Genomic DNA, 12112 nt, shown 5'->3' with positions numbered 1-12112 from the left:
TTGGGCCCCGAAGGTCTTGCTTATGGAACGGCATCTGTTCCGACAATGCCGCCTTCATTCTCCAGAACGCCGATCCGCTTGACTTCCGAGCGGTTGAGCTTCAGGCGAACGCCAATACCGCCGCCGTTCTCGGCAATGAAAACGGCGCCGGCGCTTTCAAGCGCGGTTTGCAGCGTGTCGCAGATATCTCGGTCAGGAAGGTTGATCCGGCGCTCGAATTCTTCGATGACCAGCGCATCCACGCCTGAATTGCCGGCGAGCTTTTCACGGGTCCATTCGACCAGTGCGCGAGCGGCACGGCATTGAGCACCAGTGATCATCCTCAAAATCTCCTTCTGGATCGCTTTGGGAGCGAATTGCCGCCTGCTGAAACCCAGGACGCTGGGGGTGCGACGGCCGCGTCCGTAAAAAATGCATATCGAATCCGAAAAGGAAAGGGTTGCGCCCCTCACCGCGATCGGAATCATGATGCAAAATAATTGTGCTGAAGCGGCAATAAATTTCGTTTGTCTTGCAGATAAGGATGAGTGAAGCTCGTGCGTAGCGAAACGACAGATTGGGTGCCAGCCAGCAGGTCTCAACGCTAGGGGACTGTTTGGCGATATCGCGCGAAGGGCACCTTGGGCTCGGCAATGACAATAATGGACAGGCTTGAACACGATTTCGGCAGGATCCTTTCTGGCCCGGACATTCGGCGTCATGTCGTCGGTCGAATGGTATCTGCCAATCGCCCTGACGCAGATGACGGCATCCCAATCGTACCCGTGGATGACAATGCTCTCAAAACGCGGCTGCGCGAGGAACTGCTCCTGCAAGCACGGACCCGGCTGCCGATCACCTATGCAAGACTGGCCGAGAGCATGGTTGGTTCGCAAGCAACAGGCGTGATCCGGGGTGCACTCGAACAACTGATGGACGACGATGCGGACGAAGGCCTGCCATTGCTTGCGGCTGTTGCCGTGAACGCGCTCGATCCTGGTTTGCCCGCTCCCTGGTTCTTCCACAAAGCCGAGGACATGGGGCTGTTCGCTGGCGATCCGGCCGATCTGGAAGCTTACGCTTTCCATGCAAGGGAGTTTTGTCGCGCGATCCATCTCCATGCTGGCAACGGGCAAGGTTCAGGAACGACCTTGCCGCCGGTACTGCCGCCTGCAGGCCGGTGAAGGAGAACGAAATGCTGATCGCCAAGGACGTCATGACGTCGCCGGTCATCGCGGTAGGGCCTGACAGTACGGTGGACGAGGTCGCCGGTATTCTTCTGTCGCACGGGATCAGCGCCGTGCCGGTGATTGATCGAGGTGCGCTGCTGGGCATCGTCAGTGAAGGGGACCTGATCCGCCGGGCGGAGATCGGAACAGCGCCGCAGGGCTGTTCCTGGTGGCTTCATTTATTCACCAACAACGCGGTTCAGGCGGAAGGCTATGTGAAATCTCATTCCGATCATGTGGTCGACGTCATGACACTGCAGGTTGCGACGGTGGTCGAGAGTACGCCAGTCGCCGAGATCGCAACCCTGCTTGAACACAATCGGATCAAGCGTGTCCCAGTGCTGCGAGACGGGCAGGTGGTTGGGATCGTCAGTCGCGCTAATCTGCTGCGAGCGCTGGTCATTGCCAGGAAAGGGTGGCGCGCTCCGGCCTTGCATGACGACAGCAGCATCAGGATGGAGATTGTCGATGCCTTGCGATCCGAATCGTGGCCCTCGAGTTCGGACGTGATCGTGAACAACGGCGTGGTCACCCTGTGGGGAACGTATCTGTCGGAGCAGGAGCGGAAAGCCTCGATCGTCCTGGCTGAAAACACCGCTGGCGTGCGTGCTATCGATGACCATCGCATTCCCCTCGATATGACCTACGGCTTGGTCTGAAGGCCACCGAATGACATTCGTGGTCACCGACAATTGCATCAAATGCAAATACATGGACTGCGTGGAAGTCTGCCCGGTGGACTGCTTCTACGAAGGCGAGAACATGCTGGTCATCCATCCCGATGAATGCATCGACTGCGGCGTCTGCGAGCCAGAATGCCCGGCGAAGGCCATTTTTCCCGATACCGAGCCTGGTCTCGACGATTGGCTCGCGCTGAACGCCGAGTATGCGTCTGTGTGGCCCAATATTGCGATCAAGCGCGATCCACCCGTCGACGCTAAGGCGTTCGACGGCGAAGCGGACAAGCTCGCGAAATATTTCTCGCCGGAACCTGGGTCGGGTGACTGATCAAAATGAACGCATATGCGCTCCAGCCGCCGCCACTTTATCTGGGCATCGATACCGGCGGCACGTACACCGATGCCGTGCTGTGGTCGGAATCCACAGGCATCGTGGCCAAGGCCAAGTCGCTGACCACGCGGCACGATCTTGCCGAGGGCATCGCCGGCGCCGCAGACGCTGTTTTGTCCGAGGCAGTCATCGAGCCCAGCGCGATCAAGCTCGTCTCGATGTCGACCACGCTGGCCACCAACGCCCTCGTCGAAGGGCAGGGCGGGCGGGTCGCGCTGGTGATGATCGGCTTCACTGAAGCCGACCTTGCCCGGAACGGATTGTCAAAGGCCCTTGGCTCCGATCCCGTGATCTTTTGCCCGGGCGGACATGACGTCCACGGAGATCCGCGTGAGCTGGTGCTCGACGCTCTCGTGGCTGCGCTGCCGTTTCTCGCCGACACGGTTTCAGGCGTCGCCGTGGCCTCCTATTTTGCCGTTCGCAATCCCGAACACGAAATCGCGGTACGTGACGTCATCCGCGAGCGCATCGGGCTCCCGGTGACCTGTTCGCATGAATTGTCGTCGAAACTCGGCGGCCCGCGTCGGGCGCTGACCACGCTTCTCAACGCCCGGTTGATCTCGATGATCGATCGCCTTGTCGACGCCACGGAGGGATTTCTGGCAAGACGCGGAATCGTCGCTCCGCTCATGGTCGTGCGCGGCGACGGCGCGCTCATTACCTCAGAATTCGCCCGCGCTCGGCCGATCGAGACCATTCTGTCAGGACCAGCGGCAAGCCTGGTGGGGGCGCGGTACATGACCGGCATCGATGATGCGGTGGTGTCCGACATCGGCGGCACCACCACCGACATCGCAGTTCTGGACGGCGGCCGCCTGGGGCTCGATCCGGAAGGCGCCACCGTCGGCGGAATGCGAACCATGGTGGAAGCCGTGGCCATGCGCACCTTTGGCCTTGGTGGGGATTCGGAAGTTTCGCTTCATGAGCAGTCGTTGGCTTCGACGATCGTGCTCGGGCCCCGGCGGCTGGTACCGCTGGCGCTCGCCGCGGTGAAACACGGCGATGCCATATGCCAAGGTCTCAACCGGCAATTGCTCAGTCCCAACACCAGCCGGCTGGACGGCCGCTTCGCATTGCGCACAGGTGTGCCCGAACGTCTAGCCGCAGGCCTGACGGTTACCGAGACGCGGCTCTATGCTGACATTTCGGCAATTCCCGCCGCGCTCGACCGGCTGCTCGTATCGACGTCACAGGTCGCGACGCTCAATCGCCTCGTCGCACGTGGCCTGGTGCATATCGTCGGCTTCACGCCATCCGATGCAGCCCATGTGCTCGGCCGGCAAGGGAACTGGGATCCTGTCGCGGCTCGACTGGGCGCCGAATTGTTCTCACGCAAGCGCGACGGCCAGGGGCATCGTGTCGCCAAAGGCGCAGAAGCGTTTTCCGAGATGGTTCTTGCCGCCGTCACCCGGCGTTCTGCCGAAGTAATTCTTGAATCGGTATTTGCCGAGGACGGGCTGGAGGGCGGCGTCTCCGTTGCCAACCCGCTGGTTCAGCGGGCGGTTGGCGGGCGAGGCGGCATGGCGCGGCTGTCGATCGCGCTCGACCGGCCGGTGATCGGCCTCGGGGCGTCGGCTTCGCTGCACTTTGCCGGGCTGCCGCAATTGATCGGCAATGAATGCAGCATTGCCGAACACGCCGATGTCGCAAATGCGTTGGGCGCCGTGGTTGGACAGGTGCGAATGTCAGCGGAAGCGCGCGTCAGCCAACCGGAGATCGGGCTTTTCCGTCTCAATTCCGGTGAGCGGCTGGACGACTATGACACCGAGGACGAGGCGATGGCCGCAGCCGAAGCCCACATTCGAGTCTTGGCGGCAGGTCTTGCCGAGCGCGCCGGGACCGATCAGGCTCGGATCGAGATCGCACGCGACATAAGAGTTGCTACAATCGAAGGCGAGCGCAGTTTCGTGGAAGCCATCGTCGTCGCGACAGCCACCGGGCGACCGCGAATCGCGTCGTGACATGCACGCGTTGTTGTGGTGGAGCGTTGTCGGGTGACAATGCTCTGACAGTATTTTTCCTGAGGCGGCGATCGCCTCGTCGAGATCGCGACCTTGCCAATGTTCATCCGCAGCCGCCCGTTCCGCACCTGCTGGACGATCTCGCTCAACTGGCCACGACCGGACTCGACGACGAAATCGACCGCCAAGCCATCCCCGGGCTGCGCCTCGGCTGGTCCGACGACGGTCACCAGCATACCTCGCCCCGGATCAGGGCTGCAGACCGCTTCTGGATGTTGCCACCGATGACGTCGAACACCAGATCGATGCTGCCGACGTCTTATCGGTGCCTTCCACGACAATATCGGCACTGAATTGCTTTGTGATTTGCACGGCCGCGGTGTGCGCCTGCAGTTACAAGTCTATCGACACCGCTCCCATGGGATGAGTGCAGCAGGCGAGCACATATCCGGCGTCCTTCTCCTGTGCGCTGAGTCCGCCGAAATCAGCCATTTCCACGTCGCCGCTGACCTTCAGCACACGACAGGTCCCACAAATCCCTTGCTGGCAAGCGCTTGGCAGGTACAGACCAACGCTTCGAGCGATTTCGAGCAGGGTCTGTGTCGAACGGCATTGGTGGGTGACACCTGTGCGAGCAAAACGCACGGAAGCGGCCTGGGCTGTTTGCAACACCGGTGCAGGCTTCAGCAGGCCGCCAAAGCTCTCCTCATGGTACCGACCAGGATCCAAGCCGATGCTGTTGAGGGCGTTCCGGACTGCGTTCATGTAAGGCTCGGGCCCACAGGCATAAACGGTGCGCTCCCTAATGTCGGGAGCAAACTTCAGCAACATGGACTCACCAACCAATCCAGTTGGACCGGCCCAATTATGCACAGCTTCGGCGCAGACGACATGGACGTGAAAATTGCGATGGTCCCGTGCCAGGTTGTCAAGCTCGTCACCGAAGATGATGTCCTTCGGCGAGCGTGCGCTATGAATGAAGCAGACATCCTTGTCGGAGCCACTGTCGGCGAGCGTGCGCAGCATCGACATCACCGGTGTTATGCCGCTGCCGCCGGAGAGGAAAAGCGGCCGGTCGCTCCGCAGGTCATCCCAGTTGAAGCTGCCGGACGGGCCGTCGATCTCTATTTCGCTTCCCTGTTCGAGATTGTCATGCAGCCAATTGGAAGCGAGGCCGCCGGGGACGCGCTTGACGGTTATCCTGAGGTCTCCCGCCCGGGTTGGCGGCGAAGAGATCGAGTAAGTCCGGACGGCCGGAGCGCCGTCGATCACGAGGTTCAGAGTGATAAACTGCCCGGCTTTGAACTGGCCGGCCTGCCCGCGCTTTGGACAAAAGACGAAGGTCTTCACGTCGTGCGTCTCCTGAACGATGCCGCGACAGATCAGCGTGTGACGTCCGCTGACGCGGTCGGATCGGCAGGAGGGAGCGAAAGAAACGAGGGCGTTCATCATCTGGCTCCCATTAAGGGGCCAAGAATGCCAGCAGGCCTACGTTCGATACAGGAGGAACCTCAAGCATCTATGATCGACAATATCGATCAACCTTCCAGCGACATGACCGCAAGATGAAGCGCGCGAATGCCTTTCTTTATGATTGGCTCATGCCGGCGTCGCGCGAGAATTGCGGTGTAGACGGGCTGATGCAGAGTTGGAGCACCTTCCACAATGTGGGAGGGTTGCTCGGCGGCGAAGCGACGCGCATCGTCGGCGCGCATGTAGCAGGTGCCGCCTGCGCGTCTCAGCATATTGTCGGCCAGCGTTTCGGAGCCCATCGAAAGCCGGCACGCAGTCAGATTTGGCAACGCCTCGGCATGAGCCTTCTCGAGCGCAACGGTGTAACCCGGCCGGATGTAATTGTCCGGGCTTACATCGCTAAGCCGGCGTGCCTTGGTCGAGACCATTGTATATTCCTCGACCATCAGTTGGTCATATGTGATCTCGGGCAGGTAGCGTGGAGCATAAATAACAGCAATATCGAGGTTTCCCAGGCTCAGATCAGATATCATCTGCGGCGAGTAGTCGGATTCGACATGGATCGAGGACCGCGGCAAGACTTGCAGCAGCATTTCCAACCAACCCGGCAGGATCGAGCGGGTCATTCCAACCTGGGCAGCGACCCGAAGGCTGCCTTCGAATCTGTTAAAGGCGCGCACGTCGTGACGGGCCTGGGACCAGGTCGACAGCATTGACCGCGCGTAAACCTCAAACCGCCGCCCTGCCGCGGTCGGCTCGGCACCGGCGCGGCCGCGATGGAAGAGCTCGGACCCCACGGCGGCCTCCAGGTTCTTGACACGGGTGCTGACCGTCGATTGCGTCAGTCCGAGGCGCTCCGCCGACCGGTTGAAGTTTCGCGATTCAATGATGTCGAGAAACGTCTCTATTTGTTCCAACTGCATAGGCGAGCCATCGATTTTTGCGATCGTATCTAGCTGTTCATACGCTTGATCCGAGCACTATCAAAGCGGAAGTTCGGTGCAGAAGCCACGGTCTGTGACGGCCGCATCAAAGGGAGAGGGAAAAGTGTTCATAGTCGATTGCGATTGCCACAACTATTGGTCCAACGCGACGGTGCTGGAGCCCTACCTGTCCGGTGTCTGGAAAGACATGTTCATCGAGGGCGAGAAGACCGGCCCGGTCGGCGCTTTTCCGCACGGCCATCGCCCCTGGTTTCATCCGCAGGATTTCTCCCGCAAGGATGTGCGACCGAAGGTGGAGGCGGACAACTACCTGATCATGAAGGAGAAGCACCTCGATAAATACAATGTCGGAGTGGCAATCCTAACTGGCGACGAGCCCATCGAAGCGTCGACACTCGCAAATCCCTATTACGCTAGCGCGCTGGTAAGCGCCTACAACGACTACCAGATCAATGAATGGCTGCCGAAAGACAGCCGCTTCATGGGCTCCATCATCATCGCACCGCAAGACCCGCGCCTTGCGGCGGCGGAGATCCGGCGCCTCGGCGAGCATCCCCGGATGGCGCAAGTTCTGGCCTCCCAAGGCTCTGTGCGGCCGTATGGCGACCCGTTCTATCACCCGATCTTCGAGGCCTGTGCCGAGGTCGGTTTGCCGTTCGCCATACATCTTGGTGGACATGGCGGCATCAACTGGAACGCTGTCGCGCCAGCGCCCACCACTTTCTTCTGGGAGACCCATGCGATCCTGCACATGTCGGCCATGTCGCATGTGGCAAGCATGATTGCCCATGGCGTTTTTGAGAAATGGCCGGACCTCTACTTCGTGATCATCGAGTGCGGCGTCGCCTGGGTCCCGTCGGTCCTGTGGCGCCTGGATGCCGACTACAAAGCACTGCGAAAAGAGACGCCATGGCTGAAAATGCTGCCGTCGGAATATTGCCGGCGCAACATCCGCTTTTCCACCCAACCGCTGGAGCAGCCTTCGAATGTCAACCACCTCTGGGCGATCCTGGAGGCCATGGACGGGGAGAACACGCTGCTGTTTGCGTCCGACTACCCCCATTGGGACTACGATGACGTCAACACTTTGCACATCCCGCCGGAATGGCGCCGCAAGGTGCTCGGCCAGAATGCGCTAGACGTTTACAAGCGCATTCCCCGCCCGCAAGCCGCTGCTGCAGCGTGACGACCTGACATGGCTGAGAAGACATATATTTGTCGCGCCGACGAGATCCAGGTCGGAACGCCGTTCATCGCCAAGGTGCGCAGCCTGTCGATCGGCGTGTTCCGGATCGGCGATAGTTTCCATGCGCTGCTGAATGTATGCCCGCATCGAGGGGCCCCCCTTTGTGAGGGACCGCAATGCGGAACGACTGCTCCCGTCGAGCGAGCCGAATTCATCTATCACCGTGAGAATGAAATCGTTCGCTGTGCCTGGCATGGGTGGGAATTCGACATCAGGTCGGGCGCAGCATTGGTCAACCCGTCCGTTCGCGCGAGGACGTTCCCAGTCTTCGTCGAGGCAGGGAGCATATACGTGACGGCCTGAGCATGGAGACACCCTCTGCCTACAGAGCGGGTATCGGAATCTCAACGACCGCCTAATGCGCTTCATCGTTTTTGCTAATGCGGCACAATTTGGGATGGATTGCCTGCACGTTTCGCTAATTTGACCAATAAGCTGAGAAAAATCAGCGCAACTCAACTGGGGAACGAAATGAAAAACCGACTTCTTGCACCATCTCTCGGCGTTCTATTGTTGGCGCCGGTATCGTCGGCGTTCGGTGCAGACGTGACTATGCCGGATCCAAACTACGCTACCGCAACGGCGGTCATGAACGTCATCAAGAACGCGGCCGAACAGGAGCTTGGGCTCGACGTTTCCACCGTCACCACCACCGCAGTCCCAGTCATTTGGGAAGCCATGGATCGCAACAAAGGGGAGGTCGACATCTGGCCAGATGTCTGGCTGCCGAACCAGCAGGGCCTGGTAGACAAATATGTCAAAAGCGCCGGCACGGTGAAACTCGCGCAGAACGGCTACGAAGCCAAGCAAGGCTACTGCGTCACCCAGGTCACGATCGACAAATATGGCATCAAGGATGTCGCGGATCTCACCAATCCGGACAACGCCAAGATCTTCGACACCAATGGCGACGGCAAGGGCGAAATCTGGATCGGCGCGTCAGGCTGGCAGTCGACAAACATCGAAAAGGTGCGGGCCCGCGACTATGGATTCGCCGATTTCTTCGATCTCCAGGTGACCGACGAAGCGGTGGCCGCGGCATCGCTCGACCGGGCCGCGAAGGCAGACAAGCCATGGGTCGGCTACTGCTACGGCCCGCACCAGAATTTCGCCCGCTACAAGCTTGCCTTTCTCACAGAACCGAAACACGACCCAGCCAAGTTCGTGATGCTGCAGCCGAGCGAGGATCCTCAATGGTTCGAAAAATCGAAAGTGTCGTCGGCATATGCTGACACCACCGTGCACATCGCCTATGCTGCTTCGCTGGCCCAGCGGGAACCGGAACTGACCGCCGCTTTGGATCGGATTACTTTCAATCCGGACGACATCAGCAAATGGGCCTATGCAATCATCGTCGACAAGAAGCCGGCAGGCGATGTGGCGAAGGAATGGATCAAAGCCCACCCCGACGACGTGGCGAAGTGGTTCGGTCATTGAAGTCCAGGGCCGGCATTGCAGGCTCTGAACCGGCCTGCACTGTTGTCCGGCCGTTCAAATCCCTGATCGGACGGGAGCGGTAGCCGGTGGACACCGCACCGATCATTGCGCCGGGAGGAGCGGGCCTGGCGGACCCCGGAGACGCGGCAAGCCACGGTGCCGCCATCACTTTGAAGGGCGTCTGGAAAATCTTTGGCGCCCGCGCGCCAGAGGCGATTGTGGCGGTTTTGCGCGACGGCCTCGACAAGGACGAAGTGGCCAGGCGCTTCGGATGTGTCGTGGGCGTCGCCAACGTCAACATTTCGGTTCGGCCGGGTGAAATCTTCTGCGTCATGGGCCTGTCGGGCAGTGGCAAATCGACATTGATCCGCCATATAAACCGCCTACTCGAGCCGTCCGCCGGCGAGATTTTCGTCGACGGTGAAAACGTCATGGCCAAGTCGCCCGCTGAGTTGAGGGCATTGCGGTCTCGCAGGATCGCCATGGTGTTCCAGAGCTTCGGTCTGCTTCCGCATCGCACCGTACGCGACAACGTCGCGCTCCCGCTGGAGATCCAAGCCGCGACCAAGCAGCGGAGATTTGACGCCGCCGAGACGGCACTTGCCAAGGTGAACCTGTCGGGCTGGGGGGATCGCTACTGCCATGAGCTCTCAGGCGGGATGCAGCAGCGCGTCGGCCTCGCCCGCGCTTTGGCTGCCGATCCAGCGATCCTGCTCATGGACGAGCCATTCAGCGCGCTCGATCCCTTGATAAGGCGGCAACTTCAAGACGAGTTCCTGGCCCTCTCACGCTCGATGGGAAAGACAGTGATCTTCATCACCCATGACCTCGACGAGGCGATCCGGATCGGCGATCGCATCGCGATCATGAAAGATGGCGTCATCGTCCAGACCGACACGCCCGAGGAGATCGTCACATCTCCGAAGCACGACTATGTCGCGAAATTCGTCGCCGACATCTCGCGCCTGAAGGTGATCACCGCCGGGCGCATCATGGAGTCGGTCGAGAGTTTCAAGAGCCGGTCTCATCCGGAATTGGACGTCGAGCGGTTGCACAGGGTGGATTCTCGAGAATCCCTGGCCGAACTCGTCGAACTCGCGGCACGGGATGCCGCACCGCTTGCTGTGACAGATCCCGGTGGGTCTGTCGTCGGCATCGTCGACAGGCAGATCCTGCTCCACGGTCTGCGAAAGGGCGAAACCCGTGAACGCCCATGATCCTGTCGCTGTGCAATCGCAACCGGCAGAGGAAGGACTCGTTCGGGAATTCGTCCTCCGCAACCCCGATTACTATATCGATGTGTTCGCCCGCATCCGGCGGGCGTCCGGTGCCGTCTGGCCGTTCAACCTGGCGGCCGCACTGCTTGGGCCGGTCTGGGCCGCTGCCCGAGGCATCACACTTCTGTTCTGGCTCATCTTCTTCCTGGAGACGCTTGCGGTGGTTCAGATCGGCGTCGGCGCGGCTGGTAACCTCGGCGCCGCAGAGCAAGCACGAGCCGAACGCGTGACCAAGCAGGCACAGGCGCGCGCGGAACAGGCAAAAGCCGCCGAGGCAGCGGGGGCGGACAATGCAGCTGGCCTGAGATCATCAGCGGCCGCTCTGGAGAAAGCTGCCAACACGGCCAGAATGCGGGCCGACGCCGCAAAGGCGAAGGCGCCGGTTGTAATTGGGTCCGGTATTGTCACTTTGCTCTTCGCCAGGCTGATCGCCGGTTTCCTCGCCAACCGGATGCTGGAGCGGCGCTTCGCGCGCTGGCGTTCGAATCCGACGCTTCAGCGCGGGCTCAATCATCCGCTGGCGCTATGCGCCCTTGCCTTCTGCATCGCAGCCTATGGGCTTTCGGTCTATCGCTTCGCCGCGCCGACACCAGCCGTCTGGCTGATTGCCGCGCCCTCGAATCGCGAGTGGCAGGCCGCGTTGTCATCGGGTCTGGACAGCCTGATGGGAGCGGTGTCGCATCTCGGGGAGGGCTTTTTCGGCGGCATCACAGGCGCAATATCGTTGGTGCTCGATGCCTTGGCCTATGGACTGACGGGCATGCCCTGGCCAGTGACAATGGCGATCATTCTAGCCCTGGCCTGGCAACTGGCGGGGCCGCGCGTCGCCATCTTCACCGCGGCTGCGCTCGCCTATCTTGCCGTGCTTGGCTTTTGGGAAAAGAGCCTGGAAACAGTCGCCCTGTTGGGCACATCGGCCATTATCTGCCTCGCGATAGGAGTTCCGCTTGGGATATGGTGCGGACGCCGACCGCGCGTCTATGCCGCCGTGCGGCCGGTGCTCGACTTCATGCAGACCATGCCGGCATTTGTCTATTTGATCCCGGTGATCGCATTGTTCGGCATCGGCAAGCCGCCCGGCGTCATCGCCACGCTGATTTTCGGTACTCCGCCAGTGGTGCGCCTGACTGCGCTCGGTTTGCAGGGTGTCCCGCCGGCCATTAGAGAGGCCGCGCAAGCCTATGGTGCAACAAGATGGTTTCTCCTGACCCGGGTCGATCTCCCGCTAGCGATGCCTTCCATCATGGCCGGCATAAACCAGACCATTTTGATGTGCCTTTCAATGGTGGTCATCGCTTCCCTGATCGGCGCCAAAGGGTTGGGAGAAGATGTCCTCAATGCGCTTCAATACGCAGCTGTCGGGCAGGGACTGCTCGCGGGCTTCGCCATACTTCTCTGCGCCATGATCATCGACCGTATCGTGCAAGGACGAACCAGATAAAGCCGTTTGGGAACGATCTTCTCGTGGAGCTCGGCCGGTCAACATTCCACGAAC

At 60.6% G+C, this 12112-nt stretch carries 12 protein-coding genes and 1 pseudogene; 9 read left to right on the top strand and 4 right to left on the bottom strand.

Annotated features, from left to right (window positions below):
* Nucleotides 1-20 precede the first annotated feature (20 nt).
* Nucleotides 21-467 (bottom strand): hypothetical protein, encoded by a 447-nt coding sequence (locus LB547_RS10605; protein WP_224519094.1) that lies wholly within the window; start codon nucleotides 465-467, stop codon nucleotides 21-23.
* A gap of 174 nt (nucleotides 468-641) precedes the next feature.
* On the opposite strand from LB547_RS10605, the gene LB547_RS10600 reads away from it, so the two are divergent.
* From LB547_RS10600 to LB547_RS10585, 4 genes are read left to right on the top strand one after another with little or no spacing between them, the layout of a single operon-like run.
* Nucleotides 642-1163, top strand: a complete 522-nt coding sequence (locus tag LB547_RS10600; RefSeq protein ID WP_140763893.1) for a hypothetical protein — start codon at nucleotides 642-644, stop codon at nucleotides 1161-1163.
* Between the two features lie 11 nt (nucleotides 1164-1174).
* Nucleotides 1175-1867, top strand: coding sequence for a CBS domain-containing protein (locus LB547_RS10595; RefSeq protein WP_140763890.1), 693 nt, complete (start codon nucleotides 1175-1177; stop codon nucleotides 1865-1867).
* Nucleotides 1868-1877: 10 nt separating this feature from the next.
* Nucleotides 1878-2216 (top strand): ferredoxin FdxA, encoded by a 339-nt coding sequence (gene fdxA, locus LB547_RS10590; RefSeq protein ID WP_140763887.1) that lies wholly within the window; start codon nucleotides 1878-1880, stop codon nucleotides 2214-2216.
* A gap of 5 nt (nucleotides 2217-2221) precedes the next feature.
* Nucleotides 2222-4240: a hydantoinase/oxoprolinase N-terminal domain-containing protein gene (locus LB547_RS10585; protein ID WP_224655853.1), complete on the top strand. Its 2019-nt coding sequence runs from the start codon at nucleotides 2222-2224 to the stop codon at nucleotides 4238-4240.
* An 86-nt stretch (nucleotides 4241-4326) separates the two neighbouring features.
* On the opposite strand, the pseudogene LB547_RS10580 reads toward LB547_RS10585, so the two are convergent.
* The 3 genes and pseudogenes from LB547_RS10580 to LB547_RS10570 form a co-directional block, all read right to left on the bottom strand.
* Nucleotides 4327-4559 (bottom strand): annotated as a pseudogene (locus LB547_RS10580) (NADP-dependent oxidoreductase); the annotation flags it as partial.
* A 74-nt stretch (nucleotides 4560-4633) separates the two neighbouring features.
* A complete protein-coding gene (locus LB547_RS10575; RefSeq protein ID WP_181176998.1) occupies nucleotides 4634-5689 on the bottom strand; it encodes a hybrid-cluster NAD(P)-dependent oxidoreductase in 1056 nt (351 codons plus the stop codon).
* A gap of 89 nt (nucleotides 5690-5778) precedes the next feature.
* A complete protein-coding gene (locus tag LB547_RS10570; RefSeq protein ID WP_140649345.1) occupies nucleotides 5779-6636 on the bottom strand; it encodes a LysR family transcriptional regulator in 858 nt (285 codons plus the stop codon).
* 124 nt (nucleotides 6637-6760) lie between these two features.
* On the opposite strand from LB547_RS10570, the gene LB547_RS10565 reads away from it, so the two are divergent.
* The 5 genes from LB547_RS10565 to LB547_RS32495 all read left to right on the top strand — a co-directional run bounded on the left by LB547_RS10565 (nucleotide 6761) and on the right by LB547_RS32495 (nucleotide 12058).
* Nucleotides 6761-7843 carry an amidohydrolase family protein gene (locus LB547_RS10565; RefSeq protein WP_140500737.1) on the top strand — a complete coding sequence of 361 codons (1083 nt, stop codon included), beginning with the start codon at nucleotides 6761-6763 and terminating at the stop codon, nucleotides 7841-7843.
* Nucleotides 7844-7852: 9 nt separating this feature from the next.
* The gene (locus LB547_RS10560; protein ID WP_140763597.1) at nucleotides 7853-8206 is read left to right on the top strand and encodes a Rieske (2Fe-2S) protein; all 354 of its coding nucleotides are present in this window, start codon (nucleotides 7853-7855) and stop codon (nucleotides 8204-8206) included.
* A 99-nt stretch (nucleotides 8207-8305) separates the two neighbouring features.
* Nucleotides 8306-9340 (top strand): glycine betaine ABC transporter substrate-binding protein, encoded by a 1035-nt coding sequence (locus tag LB547_RS10555; RefSeq protein ID WP_140763594.1) that lies wholly within the window; start codon nucleotides 8306-8308, stop codon nucleotides 9338-9340.
* An 86-nt stretch (nucleotides 9341-9426) separates the two neighbouring features.
* Nucleotides 9427-10557, top strand: a complete 1131-nt coding sequence (locus LB547_RS10550) for a betaine/proline/choline family ABC transporter ATP-binding protein (RefSeq protein ID WP_318013590.1) — start codon at nucleotides 9427-9429, stop codon at nucleotides 10555-10557.
* The gene (locus tag LB547_RS32495) at nucleotides 10544-12058 is read left to right on the top strand and encodes an ABC transporter permease (RefSeq protein ID WP_140558738.1); all 1515 of its coding nucleotides are present in this window, start codon (nucleotides 10544-10546) and stop codon (nucleotides 12056-12058) included. Before LB547_RS10550 ends, LB547_RS32495 begins: the two co-directional genes overlap by 14 nt.
* The last annotated feature ends 54 nt before the right edge of the window (nucleotides 12059-12112 follow it).

This window comes from Mesorhizobium sp. B264B1B (assembly GCF_020165765.1).
GTDB lineage: Bacteria > Pseudomonadota > Alphaproteobacteria > Rhizobiales > Rhizobiaceae > Mesorhizobium.
The sequence above is the reverse complement of the archived record's forward strand: the minus strand, read 5'-3'. Positions and strand labels throughout refer to the sequence as shown.

Bases quoted from the DNA above. Each gene is read 5' to 3' on its own strand.
- LB547_RS10570 (WP_140649345.1), bottom strand. From the start codon at position 6,636: ATGCAGTTGGAACAAATAGAGACGTTTCTCGACATCATTGAATCGCGA.
- LB547_RS10560 (WP_140763597.1), top strand. From the start codon at position 7,853: ATGGCTGAGAAGACATATATTTGTCGCGCCGACGAGATCCAGGTCGGA.
- LB547_RS10575 (WP_181176998.1), bottom strand. From the start codon at position 5,689: ATGAACGCCCTCGTTTCTTTCGCTCCCTCCTGCCGATCCGACCGCGTC.
- fdxA (WP_140763887.1), top strand. From the start codon at position 1,878: ATGACATTCGTGGTCACCGACAATTGCATCAAATGCAAATACATGGAC.
- LB547_RS10585 (WP_224655853.1), top strand. From the start codon at position 2,222: ATGAACGCATATGCGCTCCAGCCGCCGCCACTTTATCTGGGCATCGAT.
- LB547_RS10600 (WP_140763893.1), top strand. From the start codon at position 642: ATGGACAGGCTTGAACACGATTTCGGCAGGATCCTTTCTGGCCCGGAC.
- LB547_RS10595 (WP_140763890.1), top strand. From the start codon at position 1,175: ATGCTGATCGCCAAGGACGTCATGACGTCGCCGGTCATCGCGGTAGGG.
- LB547_RS10605 (WP_224519094.1), bottom strand. From the start codon at position 467: ATGATTCCGATCGCGGTGAGGGGCGCAACCCTTTCCTTTTCGGATTCG.